Origin of the sequence: Aminobacter anthyllidis (assembly GCF_018555685.1) — a bacterium.
Taxonomy (GTDB): Bacteria; Pseudomonadota; Alphaproteobacteria; order Rhizobiales; family Rhizobiaceae; genus Aminobacter; species Aminobacter anthyllidis.
Genome location: NZ_JAFLWW010000013.1, coordinates 161,760 through 179,792, shown reverse-complemented (window position 1 = coordinate 179,792; position 18,033 = coordinate 161,760). Strand labels below are relative to the sequence as shown.

The following is an 18,033-nucleotide window of genomic DNA, read 5'->3' as shown; positions in this document are numbered from 1 at the left end:
TCGGGCGGCTGACCTTGGGTAGCCTAGCGATAGCTTTTCCGGGCGCGGCTGTCGCGTCAAACGAATTTCTTTGCTTGGGGAAAAGAACAATCGAAGCTGCATATGGCCGCTGGCCACGCACGAATCCGAAAGCGGGGACCGTCCAAGCGCACGAAAGTTTCGTTGGCCGGAAAGCTCAGGCAGCAGGCGGACAGGTCACGCCGCGGCCGCCGGGCAGATGCCCGTCGGGATGGCCCTTCAGCTCTGGATTGGGCTCGTAGAGCGGGCCGACGACAAGCGGCTTGTCGGGCAGCACCGACTGGTCCTGCGACGAGACCATCGTCGTCTCCAGCGCCTGCATCAGCCGGCCCTTCGCATCCTCGATGCGGATCGACACCTTGTAAGGCCTATCCTTGACCACGCATTCAAGCGGCGGGCTGTTGATCGTCACCTTGTCGTTGAGCGGCCATATCTTCTGGCGCACGACAAGCGCCTCGCCGCCGGCGGGGTTTTCGAAACTCGCGACCGCGACCTCGCCCTCGCCGACCGGCTTCAGCGGCCGCAGCGTCACCAGGTACTGCACGGTCGCGACCCGGTAGTTGAAGACGAACAGCCGGCCGGACAGCTCGAAATACTCGCCCTCGCCACCGCTTTCGCGGCAGCCGGCCAACGCCAGCGAAGCGAGCGCCGCAAGGGCAAAAGCCGCGCGCAAAAATCTCCGCTCAGGCATTCGCCACCTCCTCCTTGCGCCTGCCGTAGTGGCGCCTCGCCTTCTGGCGGTTGCCGCAGACGGCCATGTCGCACCACAGCCGGCTGCCGTTGCGGCTGCGGTCGACGAACAGCCAGTTGCAGTTCGGGCAGATCCGGAGCCGGAACATGGTGCCGGCGGACAACAGCGACAGCGCCGACACGGCGAGTGCCGCCTCGAACGCCAGCGGTTCCAGCGTCGAGCCGAATGGCGCAGCGGCACTCAGGCTTTCGCGCGAGCCAGCGAGCCCATCGGCACAGGCGTTGAGGAATTCCGGCATGTCGGCTGTCGCAAGCGCGCCGGCTGTCACCGTTCGCCTGAACAGCCGATCGGTGGCTTCGCGGATCACTATCACCTTGCCAGCGATGGCCTGCGGGTCGGGTGCAACAAGCGCCCTGCCCTTGAGCTCGTCGGCGCGAAAGCCGCTCGCAGCCATGGCGAAGCGGGCGATCTCCTCAGGATCATCGAAGCGGTCGAAACTGCGCGCCATATCGCCCCGCAACACGACGGTGTTGGTCGTGTCGAGCGCAAGCACGCCACCGGAAAAACGATGTTGGGTCCAGGAAACGGCCATCCTTCAAATCTAACCTGTAAACACAATTTGACAAGTTAGATTCCGAAGCGCAGTTTTGTCCAAGCGCGGGAAGGTGTCCGCGCCGCCGGACAACGCATGCTCTACTTCCTGCAACAGCTCCTCAACGGCGTGCATTCGGCGGCGATCTATGGCCTGCTGGCCTTTGGCTATGCGCTTGGCAACGGCCTGCTCCAGCGCACCAACCTCGCCTATGGCGGCATCTTCGCCTTCTGCGGCCAGACCATGATCCTGGCGGCCGTCTACGGCTACCAGGCATTATGGCTGACGCTGCCGGCGACGATCGCTTTCGGCGGCGTCGTGGCACTTGCCTACGCCGCTCTGCTCAGCCGAATCTTGTCGCAAACAGTCTTTGCGCCGCTGGCCAGCCGTTCGCCCAATGCTATCGTCGCCGCCACGCTCGGCGTGATGCTGGCACTGATGGAGCTGAGCCGCATCGCCGCCGACACGCATGATTACTGGCTGCCGCCGATGCTGGCGACACCGTTGGTCTTTGCCTCTGATGGCAACTTCATCGCGACTCTGACGGTGATCCAGCTGATCAACACAACGGTGGCGGCAATCGTCGTCACTTGCGGCGCCGTCTTGGTGGCGCGGTCGAATTTCGGCCGGCACTGGAGGGCAGTCGCCGATGACGCGTTCGCCGCAAAACTCTGTGGCATCCACACGACACGCGTATTTCATCGGGCGTTGCTGTTCGGCGGCCTGTGCGCCGGCCTGGCCGGTGTACTGGCGGCCCTTTATTACGGCAATCTCGGCTTCGGCGCCGGCCTCGTCTATGGCCTGAAGATATTGTTCATCACCGCGGTCGGCGGCTACTACGCCCCTGGAAAGGCAGCGCTCGGCGCCACCGCCTTCGGCATCGCCGAGTCGCTTTGGGCAGGCTACTTCCCGATCGAATGGCGCGACGCCTGGATGTATGGCTTGCTCGCGGCGATGCTGGTCTTGGCCGGCGACCGCAAGGACGCCCCCAGCGCGGCCTGAAACCGGCGCTTTGCGTGTGCGACTTTGGTTGTATGCCGCAGCGTCACAGCAGCTTTTTCCCAGAATTGCGACCTTCGCAGCAATTGACGCCCTAAGGCTGTCGTGTTGACGCGACACCCATGACCGGCATACCCATGGACATAAGGGGAGTGCCGGAAAAAAGAACGTCGGGGAACATCGGCTGCCCCATCAAATCAGGGAGGAATGCATGGCAGGGCTTCTCGCTCTATCCAGGTTCATTGACCGCATCAACGAGGCAATCGGCAAGACGGTATCCTGGGCGATTCTGGTTGCCATTCTCGTCAGTGCCGGCAACGCGGTCATCCGCAAGACCTTCAACATGTCGTCCAATGCCTGGCTGGAGCTGCAGTGGTACCTGTTCGGCGCCGCCTTCATGCTGGCCGCCGCCTATACGCTGAAGCAGAACGAGCATATCCGCATCGACATCGTCTACGGCATGTTCTCGCGCCGGGTGCAGCACTGGATCGACCTGCTCGGACACCTGCTATTTTTGATGCCCTTCGTCATCCTGATGATCTTCTATTTCGTCCCCTATGTGAGCCTGTCGTTCCGCTCGGGCGAAATGTCGTCGAGCTCCGGCGGCCTGATCCTGTGGCCGGCCAAGGCGCTGCTGCTGTGTGGTTTCGTACAGCTCGGTTTCCAGGGCATCTCGGAGATCATCAAGAAGATCGCCATCATGCGCGGCGACATGGAAGACCCCACGCCTTTCATCTCAGCCCACGAACAAGCGGAGCTTGAAGGCAAGGCGCTGGCTGACGAGGTGCGCCCATGATCGAGTTCATCGCCCAGAACATGGCGCCGATCATGTTCTTCTCGCTCATCGTCTTCATGCTGCTCGGCTATCCCGTCGCCTTTTCGCTTGCCGCCAACGGCTTGCTGTTCTTCTTCATCGGCGTCGAACTTGCGCCCTATTCGAACAACTCGATCAACCTGTCCTGGCCGTTGCTCTACGCGCTGCCAGAGCGCTTCTGGGGGGTGATGTCGAACGAGACGCTGCTGGCGATCCCGTTCTTCACCTTCATGGGCATCGTGCTCGAACGCTCCGGCATGGCCGAAGACCTGCTCGACACCATTGGCCAGCTGTTCGGTCCGATCCGTGGCGGCCTCGCTTATGCGGTGATCTTCGTCGGTGCGCTGCTCGCGGCGACCACCGGCGTGGTTGCCGCCTCGGTCATCGCCATGGGCTTGATCTCGCTGCCGATCATGCTGCGCTACGGCTACGACCGGCGGCTCGCTTCAGGCGTCATCGCGGCGTCGGGAACACTGGCCCAGATCATCCCGCCCTCGCTCGTGCTGATCGTGCTGGCCGACCAGCTCGGCCGTTCGGTCGGCGACATGTACAAGGGCGCGCTGATCCCCGGCCTGGTGCTGACCGGGCTGTACATGGGCTACATCTTCCTGATGTCGATCTTCCGGCCGAAATCGATGCCGGCCCTGCCGCTCGAGGCGCGCACGCTCGGCCACGGCGTGACCTCGCTGTTTGCGGCATTGCTGCTGGCAGCGGTGATCGCCTATGCCGCGCATGTCTACCTGTCGCCGACTCACGGCGCCAATGCCGATATCCTCGGCGCCAGCGTCGGCGTCGTCGTCATCTACATCGCGGCTATCCTCGACCGCGGCCTCAAGTTCAACATGATGTCGCGACTGGCGCAGCAGGTCATCATCGTGCTGATCCCGCCGCTCGCGCTGATCTTCCTCGTGCTCGGCACTATCTTCCTCGGCATCGCCACGCCGACCGAAGGCGGAGCGATGGGCGCGGTGGGCGCCCTGATCATGGCCGCGATCAAGGGACGGCTTTCGCTTGACGTCATTCGCCAGGCGCTGGCCTCGACGACGAGGCTGTCGTCCTTCGTGCTGTTCATCCTGATCGGCGCCCGGGTGTTTTCGCTGACCTTCTACGGCGTCAACGGCCATCTGTGGGTCGAGCACCTGCTGGTGTCGCTGCCCGGCGGCGAGGTCGGCTTCCTGATCGCCGTCAACATCCTGGTCTTCCTGCTGGCCTTCTTCCTCGATTTCTTCGAGCTGGCCTTCATCATCGTGCCGCTGCTGGCGCCGGCCGCCGACAAGCTCGGCATCGACCTGATCTGGTTCGGCGTGCTGTTGGGCGTCAACATGCAGACCAGCTTCATGCATCCGCCGTTCGGCTTCGCGCTGTTCTACCTGCGTTCGGTCGCGGCCCGCGTGCCCTATCTCGACCGCATCACGGGCAAGAACATCGAGCCGGTGACGACGGGGCAGATCTACTGGGGTGCGGTTCCCTTCGTGTGCATCCAGATCATCATGATCGGGCTGACAATCGCGTTTCCGCAAATGGTCATGCACTACAAGGGCAAGACGGTCGATCCGAGCACAATCGAGATCAAGATGCCCGACATGCCCGGTTTGGGTGGCGGGATCGGCCTGCCGCCGCTCGGTGCGCCGGCTCCCGGTACGGCACCTGCTCCCGGCACGGCGCCGGCACCGGGTACCGCGCCGGCGGTACCTGCCAACGACCTGACGAAGCCGCCGAGCTTCAACTGAAACCGCAAACCGAAAGGGCGCCCACCTGGCGCCCTTTTCATTTACCCCGACACGAGTTGCGGTCCGGCTGTTGGCGTTAAAGTACAGCTGTGCCAGGCTGAGACCGCCGTTCTGACTTGATTTGCTCTGAACAGGCAATCGGCATGAACAACGCACCCAACCTCATCGACACGACTTTGTCTTTGCCAGAACTTTACAATGCTGGTATTTGGCGATCGCCGAAAAAGACATGACCGGTTCGGTAAGTCCGGTCACTTCCCCCTTGGAAGCCTGTCCACCGTTATGCGGGAGGTCCCACGGCCGGACTGCGATGGCACTTGCCGCGCGGCCGGCGGGTTTGTGGCAACACGCTGAACGTCAGCGCACGGTCTTTCCGGTCTCGATATGTCAAATCCTGTCCGCAACCCATCAAGGACAGGAAAACGAACATGAATCACGCCAATCTGACTACCACCGACGTCGCCGCCCTGTCGGGCTTCTTCGTCTCCCACTTCGGCTTCGAACAGCTCGACATGCGCGGCCAGGAAGCATTTGCCGTCTTGCGCGGCACCGATGGCTTCGTGCTCAACCTGATGAAACCGTCCAGGGATGACGGCCCCTACCCCTCCGGTTTCCATGTCGGCTTCTTCGTCGATAGCCCTCGGAGGGTCCGCGCGAAACAGGCCGAGTTGGCCGAGGCCGGTTTCGACACGGGCGAGGTGCAGAAGCTGACGCGCGGCGGGTCGACGACCTTCTATTGCAATGCCCCCGGCGGCGTTCTTCGTCGAGGTCGCCTCCTCCTGAGCAAACGAAAAGGCCCGGGACGCATGTGCGCCTCGGGCCTCTGACACGGTGCAGTGCGGAAGCTTAGAGCTTGCCGTTGCGCTGCTGGATCATCATGAAGGTGTCGTAGTTGTACTCGGCGATCTGCGCCCAGAGATAGTGCTCCTTGCGGAACCCCTTGATCGAATCCCAGATCTTCTTGAAGCCGGGATTGCTGGCTTCCATCTCGGCATAGACCTCGTTTGCCTTGTCGAAGCAGGCCGAGAGGATTTCCGGGCTGAACGGACGCAGCTGGGCTCCGTTGGCAACAAGGCTCTTGACCGCCGTTGGGTTGAGGAAGTCGTACTTCTGCAGCATGTTGGCGTCGGCCGCCTGGGCCGCCGTGCGCAGCAGCGCCTTGTAGGCTGCCGGGAGCTCCTCGACCTTGGCCTTGTTGAACATGAAGTGGACCGTCGGGCCACCTTCCCACCAGCCGGGATAATAGTAGTAGGGCGCGACCTTCTGGAAGCCGAGCTTCTCGTCGTCATAAGGGCCGACCCATTCGGCAGCGTCGATGGTGCCCTTTTCCAGCGCCGGGTAGATGTCGCCGCCGGCGATCTGCTGCGGCACGACGCCGAGCCGCTCGACGACCTTGCCGGCGAAACCGCCGATGCGCATCTTCAGGCCCTGCAGATCCGCGACCGTGTTGATCTCCTTGCGGAACCAGCCTCCCATCTGCACGCCGGTGTTGCCGCCGGGCAGACCGTAGAGACCCTGGGTCGCCAGGAATTCGTTGAACAGGTCGATGCCACCGCCATGGTAGTGCCAGGCGTTCATGCCGCGTGCATTGAGCGCGAACGGAACGGCCGCACCGAGCGCCCACGTGGGGTCCTTGCCCCAGTAATAATATGCCACCGTGTGACAGGCTTCGACCGTACCGGCGGTCGTTGCGTCTGCTGCCTGCAGGCCAGGCACGATTTCGCCGGCTGCAAACACCTGGATGGTGAAGTTGCCGTCAGTGGCTTCCGACAGGTGCTTCGACAGGACTTCAGCACCACCATAGATGGTGTCGAGCGACTTCGGGAAGGACGACGCGAGCCGCCATGTGATCTTGGGATTGGACTGGGCAATTGCCGGTGCCGCAAGCGTCGCTGCGGCGGCGGCCGCACCTACGCCGGTGGTTCCGGCCTTCCTGATAAATGAACGGCGATCCATCAAAATCCTCCCATAGTGGACCGAAAGACATACGACGCTGGGGAAATATCTGGCCTCCCACCACTAACGCCGACCGCGACAATACACGGCGAAGGGGATGAGTAAAGCGCGCCCGAGAGGGCGGGGAAAGTTTGGCCGCCCAAAACGCTGGGGCAAGGCAAGCATCTAAAACTATAGTCTAATCCCGCCTGTCTGGCACATACGAGATATGCAAACTTGTGTTGGAAAAGCGCCTCGGGATCGCCTATTTTGTAGGCAAGGAAACCACCTGCTTTCCACAAGGATTCGAACCCGATCATGCACCAGCCGCTCGTCGCCGTGTCGTCAGACGTCAAGCAGTTCGAGAACTACACCTGGCATGCGGCGCCCCAGCAGTACCTGGAGGCGGCGATATCAGGCGCAGGCGTGCTGCCGGTGCTGGTGCCCAATTTCGGCGACCGCCTCGACCTCGACGAGCTTTTGTCCTCCGTCGATGGCGTGATGCTGACCGGCTCGAAGTCCAACGTCGATCCGCGCCTCTATGGCGAGGAAGCGACCGAGGCCAACGGCCCTTACGATTTTGCGCGCGACTCCACGACGATGCCGCTGATCCGCAAGGCGATCGAGCGCGGCGTGCCGCTGCTCGCTATCTGCCGTGGCATCCAGGAGCTCAACGTCGCCCTAGGCGGCTCGCTCGCCACCGAAATCCAGGATCGCGAAGGCATCGCCGATCACCGCGCGCCGGTCAGCGACAACCAGGACGAACGCTTCGCCATCCACCAGGTGGCGACCATCAAGCCGGGTAGCTGTCTTGCCGGCGTGTTCGGCCCAGGCGACATCATGGTCAACTCGGTCCACCGCCAGGCGGTGGAACGGCTCGGTTCGAAGCTGCAGGTCGAAGCGGTGGCGCCGGACGGCACCGTCGAAGCAGTGTCGGTCCGTGACTCCCGCGCCTTCGCCGTCGGCGTGCAATGGCACCCCGAATACTGGGTCAAGTCCGACGACGTCTCGCAGCGCATCTTCAAGGCCTTCGGCGACGCCGTGCGCGCCCATGCGGTCGCGCGTCAGGCTGCACGGACGGCAGCCGAGTAGCTCCGGGCGTTTCCCCTCGCCGGGGACATAGCACCCTAGCCAGATTGGCTCAGCTAGATCTTGGCCGTCACTTCAGCCGTCTCGGGCACCGGCGTCAGCGCCCGGCGCTGATCGGAAAACCAAGCGAAAATGTTGTCGGCGGCGAGGTCAGCCATCGCTTGCCGGGTATGGACGGTGGCGGAGGCGACATGCGGCAGCAGCGAGGCGTTGGGCAGGTTGATCAGCGCCTGTGGCACGTTGGGCTCGTCGGCAAAGACATCGAGGCCAGCCGCCAGGATCGTGCCGTTTGAAAGGGCGTCGACAAGGGCGGCTTCATCGACAGTGGCGCCACGCCCGACATTGACGAAGACGCCGTTGGCGCCGAGTGCCGCGAAAATCCCGGCGTTGACGATCTTTTCGGTCTGCGGCGTGGCGGGTGCCACCGAAACCAGCGTGTCGACGGCGACGGCCAGTTCCTTCAGCGTCGGATAGTAGTCGTAGGCAAGGCCCTCGACGCGGCGGCGATTGTGATAGGCGACCGGCAACCCGAACGCTTCGAGCCGGCGTGCGATGGCAAGGCCGATGCGGCCCATGCCTAAGATGCCGACGCGGCGGCCGCGCAGCGTGCCAGGCGTCAGCCGATAGCCACCCTCGCCGACCCAGCGCCCATCGCGCAACCAGGCTTCGGCCCGCGGCAACTCGCGCACCGTGTTGATGAGCAGGCCGACCGCGGTATCGGCAACCTCCTCGGTCAGGACGTCGGGCGTGTTGGTGACCATGATGCCACGCAAGCCGGCATGGCGCGCATCGACGGCATCGTAGCCGACGCCGAAATTGGCGATGATCTCGAGATTGGGAAGTGCGTCGATGAAGGCCGCGTCGACGCGGCCCATCGAGGCGATACCGCGCACCTCTGCCTTCATTTCCTCGGTCAACAATGCCGGATCGCCCGATGCGAGATGGATGAGCGGAAATGCCGATTTGAGCCGTTCGGTGACGTGCGGGTGCATCAGGCCGGGGATCAGGATCGCCGGCGCTTCGAAATTCGATACGGTCATGCGCGTTCTTTGGGTTTTCCGGTGGACTGCCTGACGTGCAGCTCAGGCTTGATCAGTTCCTGCGACGGCCGCACCGACTGGCCGTTGAGCTTGTCGAGTAGCGCGCTCGCGGCGCGGCGGCCGACCTCGCGCTGGCCGTTCCACACCGTGGTCAGCGCCGGCGTCGCGATCTGTGCCTCTTCGAGATCGTCATAGCCGGTCACCGAGACATCGATGCCGGGCACGAGGCCGGCGCGGGCGATGCCGTTCATCAGGCCGATGGCGACGAGATCGTTCCAGCAGCAGGCCGCCGTTGGCTTGTCCTTGAGCGCCAGGAACTGTGCTGCCGCCTCGAAGCCACCTTGCTTGGTGCGTGGGCCGGCGATGCGCCATGACGGCAGGACTTCGAGCCCGGCCGCTTCCATGGCGTTGAGATAACCCTGGTAGCGGTGGCGGCCGGTCGAGGTCTGGTCGGTGCCGCCGATCATGGCGATGCGTTTGTGGCCGAGCGAGATCAGGTGGTTGGTGGCGAGCGCGGTGCCGTAGGCGTCGTCGCCCCGGAAGACGGGAACCTCGGCGCCCTCGACCGAACGCGCGATCAGCACCGCCGGCAGGCCGTTCTCCTCGGCCATGATGATGTCTTCGGCCGGTGTTCCGATCGCCGGCGACATGATCACGCCGTCTGCGCCAAGCTGCAGCAGCGTGTCGACGAAGGTGCGCTGCTTTTCGAGGTCATCGTAGTGGTTGGAAAGGATGAAGGTCTGCCGACTGCGGTCGAGCTCGCTTTCGATGGAGCGCAAGATCTCGGCGTAGAACGGGTTCATGATGTCGTGGACGACGACACCGACGATGCCGGAGCGCGAAGTGCGCAGGCTGGCGGCGCGGCGGTTGTAGATATAGCCGATCTCACGAGCGTGCTGCTTGATGCGGTCACGGGTCGTGTCAGCGACAAGCGGGCTGTCGCGCAGCGCTAGCGATACGGTGGCGGTCGAAACACCGAGTGCGTCGGCGATCGTCGAAAGCTTGATCTTCTGAGCCAGCCGGCCCTCCATCCGCTAGCGTGAACGGACGGTCTTTTAAACCGTTTAAAGCCGTATGCCATTGTTCAACGGCAAATCAAAGCTTTTTTGCCAGCTCCTCGACTTCGGCATTGGGCGCGGCACGATTTCGAACCCTGAGCGTATGCTCGCGGTGGATGATGTAGAGGCCGCTGGCGACGATGATCATAGCCCCCGCCAGCGTCCAGCGGTCGGGCAACTGGTCGAACACCAGCCAGCCCAGGATGATCATCCAGACCATCTGGAGGTAGGGGTAAGGCGCAAGTGCCGTTGCGGAGGCGCGTTGGTAGGCCTTGATCAGCAGCCAGTGGCCGAAACCGCCGAAGACGCCGAGCCCGAACAGCACCAGCCAGTCGTAGAGATGGACGGGCAACGAGCCGGCGAGTGGAACGGCCGGCAACATGAAGATGGCGGGCACGACCGCCGAATAGAGGATCAGGCTCTCGGCCGTTTCCCGCTTGCCCATCTGGCGCGTCATGATGGTGTAGAGCGACGAGCTCAGCATCGCGCAGAGCGAAAAGATGTGCCCCATGTCGAAGCCGCCGAAGCCCGGCCGGGTGATGACGAGCACGCCGATGAAGCCGACGAATACCGCGAGCCAGCGCCGCCAGCCGGCCCATTCGCCGAGCAGCGGCCCGGCAAGCGCGGTGATGACCATCGGGCTGGCGAAGTTGATCGACACGGTTTCGGCCAGTTGCAGCGTCTGCAGCGCCAGGAAATTGAAGATCGTCGAGCCGAACATGAAGACGGCGCGCAGGATCTGCAGCCACAGGCTCTGCGGCACCAGGCGCTCAGGCCGTTCCCAGGCCCTGAACAGCACCAGCACGATCGCGGCATGCACGGCGAAGCGCACCCAGGTGACGAAGGGCGCGGCCATGCCTGACGTGACGAGATGCTTGGCGCTGGTGTCGAGGAAGGAAAACACCAGGCCGGAGGCAAATATCAGCAGTATCGCCGACGAGGGCGTTGCTGTTTCTGCTGATTTTTGAGGAGACACGCTGGCAGGCCGGGCAAATGACTAGAGATAATCGGCTATTGCGCCTATCGCCGCCGCCCGGCAAGGTAAAACACGTGGACCAGGCTCTTTTCCATCCCGGACACGGGATGGAGCGCTGCTGCCGCTGTGGCTATTCCGCCGCTTCGGCTTCCACTTCGGGCTCGACCTCGGTCGTGCCCTCGACGTCAGCGGCTGCCTCGTCGTCGATCAGGGTCAGGTCGGACAGATTGGCCTCGATGCGCAGCAGAAGCTTGGAAAGCTGCTTGACGTCCTTCTTGTCAAAACCCTTGAGCGCCTGCTTTTCGGTCTTCTTGACCGACTTTTCGACGGCGCGAATGGCATCGTTGCCGGTTTCGGTCAGGAAGATATGGGCCTGGCGGGCGTCGGTATCGGAAGCACGCTTTTCGAGGAAACCCTGGGCCTGGAGCCGGTTGATGGTCTTGGTGATCGTCGGCGGACGCACCCCGAGCCGCGAAGCGAGCTGGCCAGGGGTCTGGCCGTCGTCGTCGTGCAGCGACAGCATGATCTGGTCCTGGCCGGCATAGAAGCCATGCGCTAAAAGCCGTGCGGCAAGCGAGGTGCGCGCCAGCCGGGCCACCTGGTGAAGCCGGCTCATCGCCGCGCCTTTGTTGGACTTGGACATCCGCCTCTCCTGCGCCACGCCCCCGTGCCGTAATGGCCGAGAATAGTTGCTGCGTGGCCCTTGGCAATCGACCGCGCGGGAGATTGTTGCCAGCTCAGTTTGCCGGCAACCGACCATCCGCAGGAGCGCTATTGCCAGACGCATGTTACAGTTCGATGACATATACCCTTCGCCGGCAAATCTTCCCGCGAAGTGGGGTCATCCTGCCCGTTTCACCGCAATGATCATCAGCGCTTCATAGGCGGAAGCCGCCTCGCGCACCGCACTTTGCGTGCCCGAACCGGCGCGGCGCAGGATGCCGTCGTTAGCATTCATCGTGTCGCGTTGTCCGCCGCGCTGGTTGTAGGGCGTCCTGGTCGAGAAGATATGCTCGCTCACATCGTCGGGGAAGAACATCTGCCCGGTCATTTCAGAGCCTTCCCTCGGAAAGGCCTTGAAGTGGATGTGGGTGGTGCGGCCGCGGTACCAGCCGGGATAGATGGTCTCAAAGGACACGATGCCGGTCTTGTCGGCCCGTTGCCAGCCGCGCAGGAACTTCTGGCCCGTGGTGTCGACGTCGCGGCCGTCACCCTGGCCCGGGTAGCCGGAATAGTGCCCCGTTGCATCGCAATGCCATAGGTCGACGCGCGCGCCCTCGATCGGATTGCACGCTTCATCGACGATCTGCAGGCGTACGGTCAGCTTGACGCCTTCGCGGCCTTCGGTGATCTCGCTGCGCTCGAGTTCCGGGTCGAAATAATAGGGACCTTCGGTGGTCTCGGGCGTGATTGAGCAGACGCCGGCTTCCGGCATCAGCAGCGCTGTATCGGATGTCGGCGAAGCCTGCTGGGCAAAAAGCTGCACCGGTACGAGCGCGCTGCCGCCGGCGGTCACCGCGATCAGGCCAAGCGCCCGGCGGCGGCTCAGTTTGTTGGGAAAAGACGCTTTCTGCATCGCTGGCTGTCTCCGCGAAATGGGTCGGCAAGCCCCTTGCCCAGCCATCAATCTAGGCATGGTCTAGCTATCGTCCCAATGAAACTTCCGTAATGTCCGGCGAGCGCATTCGTGATGTCGTTTGAGACGTGCAAAAGCCCGTCCGGCATCCTATATGGAGCCTCTATCCGATCCCGAGGACGACCATGACCGAAGCCCAGACCCAAATCCCCGTGACCGTGCTGACCGGCTATCTCGGTTCCGGCAAGACGACGCTGCTCAACCGCATCCTGTCGGAGAACCACGGCAAGCGTTATGCGGTCATCGTCAACGAATTCGGCGAGATCGGCATCGACAACGACCTGATCGTGGAATCCGACGAGGAAATCTACGAGATGAACAATGGCTGCGTCTGCTGCACCGTGCGCGGCGACCTGATCCGCGTCGTCGAAGGCCTGATGCGCCGTCCCGGCCGTTTCGACGCCATCATTGTCGAGACAACCGGCCTTGCCGACCCGGTGCCGGTGGCCCAGACCTTCTTCATGGACGACGACGTCCGCTCCAAGACCAAGCTCGACGCGGTCGTCGCCCTTGTCGACGCCAAGCACCTGCCGCTGCGCCTCAAGGATTCCCGCGAAGCTGAGGACCAGATCGCCTTTGCCGACGTGGTCGTGCTCAACAAGACCGACCTGGTGACAGCTGACGAGTTGCGCGACGTCGAAGCTGCCATCCGCGCCATCAATCCGTCGGCCAAGATCCACCGCACCACCCGTGCGGGCGTTCCGCTCGACCAGGTGCTCGACCGCGGCGCCTTCGATTTGAAGCGCGTGCTGGCCGACGATCCTCATTTCCTCGACGCGCACGATCATGACCACGACCATGAGTGCGGCCCGGATTGCGGCCACGACCATCATCATCACCATGATCATGGTCACGACCATGCGCATCACGATCATGACCACCACGAGCATGGCGCGGTATCGCCGATCCATGACGTGACGGTGCAATCGGTGTCGCTGCGCGGCGGCGAGATGGATTCCAAGAAGTTCTTCCCCTGGATCGAGAAGATCACCCAGATGGAAGGCCCCAACATCCTGCGCCTCAAGGGCATCATCGCCATCAAGGACGATCCGGACCGCTACGTCATCCAGGGCGTCCACATGATCATCGAGGGCGACCACCAGCGCGCCTGGAAAGACGACGAGAAGCATGAAAGCCGGCTGGTGTTCATCGGCCGCGAGCTTGACGCCGAGCGGCTGAAGCGCAGCTTCGAGGCCTGCCAGGCGGCGTAAGCGCCAACTGTCCACGGAATACTCTGCCCCTCATCCGCCTGCCGGCACTGCCGAGGCGAGCCACTGGTCTCGCCCCGTCCTTCGGACCCCCGTGAACGGGGAGAAGTGACAAGCGGTAACGCTGACGCCCCCTCGCCCCGTTTACGGGGAGAGGGTAAGGGTGAGGGGCAGCATAAATCTCGAATGGAATAATCTCTTATGCCGACAGTCGCCCCGCTTGATCTCGAAGGCCATTGCATTGCGGCCGCCTTCCTCGACAATATCCCGTTCTTCGCCCTCGCCGACGGCATGGTGCACTGGCTCGACCATGGCCAGAAGTCGTTGAAGCTGCATGACGGGCTGCTGTCGGCGACGGCCACCGCCAGGAACGACCTGATGATTTCGGGCGGCGAGGACGGCAAGGTGATGTCGTTGACCTCAGCGGGTGTTGCCGAAGAGATGGCAAGCATCGGCAAGAAGTGGGTGACCTCGGTTGCCTCGGGACCGCAAGGTGCGCTTGCCTATGCCAGCGGCCGCAATGCCTGGGTGCGTTTCGCCGACGGCAAGACCAAGGAATTCGCCCACCCGCGTTCGGTCGAAGGCATCGCCTTTTCGCCCAAGGGCATGCGCATCGGCGTCGCCCGCTACAATGGCGCGACGCTGCATTTCCCCGCCGCCGACGGCACGCCGACCGAACTGCAATGGGACGGCGCCCATACCGGCATCACATTCTCGCCCGACGGCGCCTTCCTTGTCACCACCATGCAGGAAAACGCCCTGCATGGCTGGAAGCTCGTCGATGCCAAGCACATGCGCATGACCGGCTATCCCGCCAAGGTGAAGAGCCTGTCGTGGAGCGCCAAGGGCAAGTGGCTGGCGAGCTCGGGCGCGCCGGCGGCGATCGTCTGGCCGTTCAGCGGCAAGGATGGTCCGATGGGCAAGGCGCCGCTGGAACTCGGCACGCGCGGCAACACCATGGTGACCTCGGTCGCCTGTCACCCGAGCGAGGACATCGTCGCCATCGGTTATGAAGACGGCATGGTGCTGGCCGTACGTTTTGCCGATGCCAAGGAAGTGCTGCTGCGCCGCCCCGGCAAGGGCGCGATCACCTCGATGGCCTGGGACAAGGAAGAACGCCGCATCGCCTTCGGCAGTGCTGCCGGCGATTGCGGCGTCATCGACATCACCGGCTAGCGCAATTCCAGGAAAACTGTGAAACGGTTTTCCGTCAGGAATTGCGCACAACGTCTAAAGTCGGCCGGCGTGCACAGCCCTCGCCGGCTTCCGGCGAAGCGCAAGCCCGTCGCGCAAGTTGAGCGACAGAAGCGCAATATTGACGGCTCCGGCCGCCAGCTCCAGTGTCTGCACGATAATGAAGGCCGCATCGAAACGGCCTTCCGCCGCCCAGCCGGCCAGCACATAGGCCGAGGGCAGCAGCACCAGCAGGCCGTTGGCGGCGCCGATGCGCATGCGGCGTTTCTTGTGCTGGACAACAGGGCTCTTCCAACCCTTGCCAAGCGAAAAGCCCGAGCCGCCGGCAACGATCATCGCCGGGATCAGCACGACCATGCCGGCCAGGATCGCCGCCTTGGCCGCGGCGATGGTTTCGGCGTTGCCGGTGAGTTCGGCTCCAACCGTGGAAATCCAGAAGCAGACGACCGTGAGCAAGGCGACCCCACCGGCCACGGCATGAAGTTTCGCTTTCATTGTCGAACCTCCAGTTTGCATAGCAAGCTATATATCATTGCATAGCATACTATTCAACAGCTATCTGTCTGTCATGGCTTTCCAGAAAGAACGCTCGGCCGGATACCTCGCCAACCAGATGGCGCGCCTCTTTGCCAAGGGCCTGCACGAGCGTATCCGCCCCCTCGGGCTGGCACCGGCGCAGTTCATGACACTGCTGGCGCTGTGGGACGAGGATGGGCTGGCCCAGAGCGAACTGGTGCGGCGCCTCGATGTCGAACAGGCGACGATGGCCAATACGCTGACCAGAATGGAGCGCGACGGTCTGATCGAACGGCGCGCCAATCCCGACGACGGGCGCTCGCAGGCCATCCACCTGACGCCAAGGGCAAAGGCGCTGCGCGATCCCGCAACCACCGCCGCCCGCGCCCAGAACGAGACCGCGCTGGCAGAATTCACCGACGAGGAGCGGCAGACGTTCCTGGCGCTGATGCGGCGCGCCATCGCCGCCATGCACAAGGATTGACCGCCAGCCTGCGCGGCCAGCGAACCAATGCCGAACTATCCAGCTGGAGCTATTCGACCAGGCAGGTGGCGCGGCCAGTGAAATTGTAGGTCTTGCCGTCGCCACCGCTGGCGTCGGTCATGTCGAAGACAGTAACCGAATACTGGCCGATATAGTCGCCTTCGTCGCCTGACTTGGTTCTTACCGTAATCTCGACATAGCCATGCGGTTTGTCGCTTTCGCGCTCGCGATAGACGACCATGCGGAGCTCTTCGCCATCAAGCCAGTATTGCGCAAGGTGCTCGCGCTCGAAGCTCATCGCGCGCAAATCTTGCGAAATCGCCTTTTCAGCTAGCTCGATCTCGCCGCGAAAATTGAACACTGGACTTCCCATGCCGCGAGTGACGCCACTCTCGATGGTCAGTTTCACCGCCTCATCCTTGGCACCGCATGAGAGCCCGCCAGAGGCACCGGCCGGGCCCGCCGCAAGCAGGATCGACATGGCCGTCATCATAACACGCATCGGCATTCACCCCCAAAGCACAGTGTCATGATCGCCGATGTTCGGCGGCGGTCAAGAGCTGGCCTGCTGCGCCAATCGACGCCTTGCGCACGGCCAATTGCCGTTTCGCGTCGGCTCTGGCTAGAGTGGCGCCCGTCCGTCCAATGGGAGCCATGATGAACCGCATCGAACGACCAGAAGCCACCGAAGGCGGCGTGCCGCTGTCGCGCATAGCAGAGCTTGCAACGACGGAGGCGGAAATCTTCCGCCGCGCCCGGCCCAAATCCGAGGCGGCACTCGGCAATGGCATGGCGGGCTTCTTCGGCGGCGTTCCGATGCACTGGATGAAAGACTGGCCGACGCCGTTCCCGATCCTGGTCGACAAGGCGAGCGGCGCTGTCATCACCGATGTCGACGGCAACAGGCTTGCCGATTTCTGCCTCGGCGACACCGGTTCGATGTTCGGCCATTCGCCCGCCCCCGTCGCCCGCGCCATCCGCCGGCAGGCAAGCCGCGGCCTGACCTACATGCTGCCGTCGGAGGATTCGCTGACGCTCGGACTGCTGCTGGCAAAACGCTTCGGCCTGCCGCACTGGCAGATCGCCACCACAGCCACCGACGCCAACCGTTTCGCCCTGCGCGTCGCCCGCGCCGTCACCGGCCGCGACAAGATCCTGGTGTTCAACGGCTGCTATCACGGCGCCGTCGACGAAACGATGGTGCGCCTCGACGATGGCAAGCCGATCAACCGTCCCGGCCTCGCCGGCGAGTTCCGCGACCTCACCGCCCGCACCCGCATCGTCGAGTTCAACGACCTGCCGGCGCTGGAGAAAGCACTCAGCCATGGCGACGTCGCCTGCGTCATCACCGAGCCGGTGCTGACCAATTCGTGCATGGTGCTGCCCGAACCCGGCTTCCTTGAAGGCGTACGCGCGCTGACGCGGAAAGCCGGTACACTGCTTTTGATCGACGAGACCCACACCATCTCGACCGGACCCGGTGGCTACACCCGCAAGCACGATCTCGACCCCGATTTGTTCGTGCTCGGCAAGCCCGTCGCCGGTGGCGTGCCGGCCAGCGTCTGGGGCATGAGCGAAGAGGTGGCCGCGCGTTACGCCGACTACAACCGTACCAAGGAGCCGGGCTATTCCGGCATGGGCACGACGCTGTCGGCCAATCCTCTTCAGTTCGCGGCGATGCGGGCCACGCTCGAAGAGGTGATGACCGACGACAACTACGCCCACATGGAGACGCTGGCCGAGCGGCTGGCCAAAGGTCTCGACAAGGCGATCCGAAAACACAAACTGCCCTGGCACGTGATGCGGGTCGGTGCGCGCGTCGAATTCATCTGCGCGCCGGGACCGCTGCGCAACGGCGGCGAGGCCGAACATGCGCATGCCTCCCGGCTGGAGGCTGCCGTGCATGTGGCGCTGGTCAATCGCGGCGTGCTGATCGCGCCGTTCCACAACATGATGCTGGTCTCGCCGGTGACGTCAGCGCGGCAGGTCGACAAGCTGATTGCGGCTTTCGGCGACATTGCCGCCCGACTTGCGGCATGAGACAAGGTTTCAG

Annotated in this window: 19 protein-coding genes; 9 read left to right on the top strand and 10 right to left on the bottom strand. The window is 63.4% G+C overall.

Going from position 1 to position 18,033, the window contains the following annotated elements; translation table 11 throughout:
- Positions 1-175 precede the first annotated feature (175 nt).
- Positions 176-709, bottom strand: a complete 534-nt coding sequence (locus J1C56_RS29985) for a hypothetical protein (RefSeq protein WP_214393590.1) — start codon at positions 707-709, stop codon at positions 176-178.
- Complete coding sequence (locus J1C56_RS29980) at positions 702-1,301, bottom strand: CGNR zinc finger domain-containing protein (protein WP_214393589.1); 600 nt, start codon at positions 1,299-1,301, stop codon at positions 702-704. The genes J1C56_RS29985 and J1C56_RS29980 overlap by 8 nt, the downstream gene beginning before the upstream one ends.
- 96 nt (positions 1,302-1,397) lie before the next feature.
- Between J1C56_RS29980 and J1C56_RS29975 the strand changes: the two genes are divergently transcribed.
- The 4 genes from J1C56_RS29975 (at position 1,398) to J1C56_RS29960 (ending at position 5,671) form a co-directional block, all read left to right on the top strand.
- Positions 1,398-2,303, top strand: a complete 906-nt coding sequence (locus J1C56_RS29975; RefSeq protein ID WP_214393588.1) for a branched-chain amino acid ABC transporter permease — start codon at positions 1,398-1,400, stop codon at positions 2,301-2,303.
- A 208-nt stretch (positions 2,304-2,511) separates the two neighbouring features.
- Positions 2,512-3,096: a TRAP transporter small permease subunit gene (locus J1C56_RS29970; RefSeq protein ID WP_214393587.1), complete on the top strand. Its 585-nt coding sequence runs from the start codon at positions 2,512-2,514 to the stop codon at positions 3,094-3,096.
- Positions 3,093-4,844: a TRAP transporter large permease gene (locus tag J1C56_RS29965; protein ID WP_214393586.1), complete on the top strand. Its 1,752-nt coding sequence runs from the start codon at positions 3,093-3,095 to the stop codon at positions 4,842-4,844. Before J1C56_RS29970 ends, J1C56_RS29965 begins: the two co-directional genes overlap by 4 nt.
- Positions 4,845-5,272: 428 nt before the next feature.
- Positions 5,273-5,671: a VOC family protein gene (locus tag J1C56_RS29960; RefSeq protein ID WP_214393585.1), complete on the top strand. Its 399-nt coding sequence runs from the start codon at positions 5,273-5,275 to the stop codon at positions 5,669-5,671.
- 19 nt (positions 5,672-5,690) lie between these two features.
- Here J1C56_RS29960 and J1C56_RS29955 read toward each other — a convergent pair whose 3' ends face one another.
- A complete protein-coding gene (locus J1C56_RS29955; RefSeq protein ID WP_115730829.1) occupies positions 5,691-6,800 on the bottom strand; it encodes a TRAP transporter substrate-binding protein in 1,110 nt (369 codons plus the stop codon).
- 297 nt (positions 6,801-7,097) lie between these two features.
- Between J1C56_RS29955 and J1C56_RS29950 the strand changes: the two genes are divergently transcribed.
- Positions 7,098-7,871: a gamma-glutamyl-gamma-aminobutyrate hydrolase family protein gene (locus J1C56_RS29950; protein WP_214393584.1), complete on the top strand. Its 774-nt coding sequence runs from the start codon at positions 7,098-7,100 to the stop codon at positions 7,869-7,871.
- Positions 7,872-7,924: 53 nt separating this feature from the next.
- Here the strand turns inward: J1C56_RS29950 and J1C56_RS29945 are convergent, their stop codons facing one another.
- The 5 genes from J1C56_RS29945 to J1C56_RS29925 all read right to left on the bottom strand — a co-directional run bounded on the left by J1C56_RS29945 (position 7,925) and on the right by J1C56_RS29925 (position 12,518).
- Positions 7,925-8,908 (bottom strand): 2-hydroxyacid dehydrogenase, encoded by a 984-nt coding sequence (locus tag J1C56_RS29945; protein ID WP_214393583.1) that lies wholly within the window; start codon positions 8,906-8,908, stop codon positions 7,925-7,927.
- The gene (locus J1C56_RS29940; protein ID WP_214393582.1) at positions 8,905-9,939 is read right to left on the bottom strand and encodes a LacI family DNA-binding transcriptional regulator; all 1,035 of its coding nucleotides are present in this window, start codon (positions 9,937-9,939) and stop codon (positions 8,905-8,907) included. The genes J1C56_RS29945 and J1C56_RS29940 overlap by 4 nt, the downstream gene beginning before the upstream one ends.
- Positions 9,940-10,003: 64 nt before the next feature.
- Complete coding sequence (locus J1C56_RS29935; RefSeq protein ID WP_214393581.1) at positions 10,004-10,942, bottom strand: DMT family transporter; 939 nt, start codon at positions 10,940-10,942, stop codon at positions 10,004-10,006.
- A 130-nt stretch (positions 10,943-11,072) separates the two neighbouring features.
- The gene (locus J1C56_RS29930; protein ID WP_214393580.1) at positions 11,073-11,585 is read right to left on the bottom strand and encodes a MarR family winged helix-turn-helix transcriptional regulator; all 513 of its coding nucleotides are present in this window, start codon (positions 11,583-11,585) and stop codon (positions 11,073-11,075) included.
- Positions 11,586-11,783: 198 nt separating this feature from the next.
- Positions 11,784-12,518, bottom strand: a complete 735-nt coding sequence (locus tag J1C56_RS29925) for an intradiol ring-cleavage dioxygenase (protein WP_214393579.1) — start codon at positions 12,516-12,518, stop codon at positions 11,784-11,786.
- Positions 12,519-12,703: 185 nt separating this feature from the next.
- On the opposite strand from J1C56_RS29925, the gene J1C56_RS29920 reads away from it, so the two are divergent.
- Positions 12,704-13,789, top strand: a complete 1,086-nt coding sequence (locus J1C56_RS29920) for a CobW family GTP-binding protein (RefSeq protein WP_214393578.1) — start codon at positions 12,704-12,706, stop codon at positions 13,787-13,789.
- 198 nt (positions 13,790-13,987) lie between these two features.
- Entirely contained in the window at positions 13,988-14,962 is a 975-nt protein-coding gene (locus tag J1C56_RS29915; RefSeq protein ID WP_214393577.1) for a WD40 repeat domain-containing protein, read from the top strand.
- Positions 14,963-15,016: 54 nt separating this feature from the next.
- Here J1C56_RS29915 and J1C56_RS29910 read toward each other — a convergent pair whose 3' ends face one another.
- The gene (locus tag J1C56_RS29910; protein ID WP_214393576.1) at positions 15,017-15,475 is read right to left on the bottom strand and encodes a hypothetical protein; all 459 of its coding nucleotides are present in this window, start codon (positions 15,473-15,475) and stop codon (positions 15,017-15,019) included.
- Positions 15,476-15,548: 73 nt separating this feature from the next.
- On the opposite strand from J1C56_RS29910, the gene J1C56_RS29905 reads away from it, so the two are divergent.
- Positions 15,549-15,980 (top strand): MarR family winged helix-turn-helix transcriptional regulator, encoded by a 432-nt coding sequence (locus tag J1C56_RS29905; protein ID WP_214393575.1) that lies wholly within the window; start codon positions 15,549-15,551, stop codon positions 15,978-15,980.
- 49 nt (positions 15,981-16,029) lie between these two features.
- On the opposite strand, the gene J1C56_RS29900 is transcribed toward J1C56_RS29905, so the two are convergent.
- The gene (locus J1C56_RS29900; protein ID WP_214393574.1) at positions 16,030-16,482 is read right to left on the bottom strand and encodes a hypothetical protein; all 453 of its coding nucleotides are present in this window, start codon (positions 16,480-16,482) and stop codon (positions 16,030-16,032) included.
- 152 nt (positions 16,483-16,634) lie between these two features.
- On the opposite strand from J1C56_RS29900, the gene J1C56_RS29895 reads away from it, so the two are divergent.
- Positions 16,635-18,020 (top strand): aspartate aminotransferase family protein, encoded by a 1,386-nt coding sequence (locus J1C56_RS29895; RefSeq protein WP_420797445.1) that lies wholly within the window; start codon positions 16,635-16,637, stop codon positions 18,018-18,020.
- Positions 18,021-18,033 lie beyond the last annotated feature (13 nt).